A 1767-nucleotide genomic window follows, 5' to 3' on the forward strand; every position below is an offset into this window, starting at 1 on the left:
GCCCCCCAGTTCCTGGTGGAAATCATCGTGGTCGCCGCCCGCGGCTGAGCGTCGTCATCCGACACGGTCCGGCGGCGCCCCAGGGCTGCCGCCGGACGATTGCTCCCGCGTTGATCGGCGGCCCTCAACGCCTTACGCTGGAAAACGAACCCGTTCAGGAGCATCTTTCCCCATGGCCGCCACCGGCCCCGACACCTCCCGGCCCCGTACCCCACGCCCGACCGGGCATGCGCGCATGGAGGCCATCGCGCGCCTGCCGGTCTTCTTCGGCCTTGAGGGCCGGCGCGTGCTGGTGGCGGGCGGCGGCGAGCCGGCCGCCTGGAAGGCGGAGTTGCTCTCCGCCGCCGGAGCGCGGGTGGAGGTGATCGCCCCCGAGGTCTGCGAGGATTTGTGGCGGCTGGCCGGCGCCCCGCCCCATGGCCCGATCTCCATCCATGTGCGCCACTGGCACGCCGACGACATTTCCGGCGCCGTCCTCGCGGTGGCCGGCTTCGACGACGAGGCCGAGGCCCGGCGCTTTGCCGCCGCCGCCCGCGCCGCCGGGGTGCCGGTGAACGCCATCGACAAGCCGGCGCTCTCGGATTTCACCTTCGGCGCCATCGTCAACCGCTCGCCGCTGGTGGTGGGCATCTCGACGGATGGGGCGGCCCCCGTGTTCGGGCAGGCGGTGCGGGCCAAGATCGAGGCGCTGTTGCCCTCCGGCTTCAAGAATTGGGCGCTGGCGGCGAAGACGTGGCGGCAGGCCGTCACCGCGCGCGGCCTCTCCCACCACGCCCGCCGCGCCTTCTGGGAGCGCTTCGCCGCGAAGGCGCTCGCCGAGCCCAACCGGGCGCCGGAGGACACCGACCGCGCCGCCTTGTTCGCCGCCATCGAGGTGGAGGCCGCCGGCCCCCATGGCGGCTCGGTGGTGCTGGTGGGCGCGGGGCCGGGCGATCCGGAACTGCTCACGCTCAAGGCCGTGCGCGCGCTGCAATCGGCGGACGTGGTGCTCTATGACGACCTCGTCTCCGGCGCCATCCTCGATTTCGCCCGGCGCGAGGCCAAGAAGATGCTGGTGGGCAAGACCGGCTACGGCCCCTCCTGCAAGCAGGACGACATCAACGCCTTGATGGTGGACCTCGCCCGGGAAGGCCGCCGCGTGGTGCGCCTGAAGGGCGGCGAGCCCATGATCTTCGGCCGCGCCGGGGAGGAGATCGCCCACTGCCGCGCGGCGGGGGTGCCGGTGGAGGTGATCCCGGGCATCTCCGCGCCCCAGGGAGCGGCGAGCCGGCTCGTCACCTCCCTGACCCACCGCGACCATGCGCGGCGGCTGCAATTCGTCACCGCCCATGCCCGCGACGGCAAGCTGCCCACCGACCTCGACTTCAACGCGCTGGCCGACAAGGCGGCGACGACGGTGGTCTACATGCCCCGCCGCACCCTGCCGGACCTGGTGCGCAACCTGATGGCGGCGGGCATCGACCCGGCGACGCCGGCGGTGGCCATGTTCTCGGTGACGCGGCCGGAGGAGAAGGTGATCCTCGCCACCGTCGCGACCCTGGCGGAAGAGGTGGCCCTCGGCGCCCGCCTCGGCGGCGCGGGCCCCTGCCTCGTGCTCTATGGCCATGCGCTGGCCGAAGTGGCGGTGGAGGCCCTGCCCCAGATCGCTCAGGCTGCCGCCAACGGCGGCTGACGGAATGAGTCCCGTCTCGGCGGGAACCCACGACACAACGCCTGTGGTTTGAACCGCAATCGCCCCCTCTCCCGCTTGCGGGGGAGGGCTGGGGT

1 protein-coding gene is annotated in these 1767 nt (G+C 73.0%); it reads left to right on the forward strand.

What is annotated here, in order from left to right; translation table 11 throughout:
- Positions 1–172 precede the first annotated feature (172 nt).
- Complete coding sequence (gene cysG / locus K9U40_RS22835; RefSeq protein ID WP_282892379.1) at positions 173–1672, forward strand: siroheme synthase CysG; 1500 nt, start codon at positions 173–175, stop codon at positions 1670–1672.
- Positions 1673–1767: the final 95 nt, after the last annotated feature.

The organism is Xanthobacter autotrophicus (assembly GCF_030015065.1).
GTDB classification, from domain to species: domain Bacteria; phylum Pseudomonadota; class Alphaproteobacteria; order Rhizobiales; family Xanthobacteraceae; genus Xanthobacter; species Xanthobacter autotrophicus_D.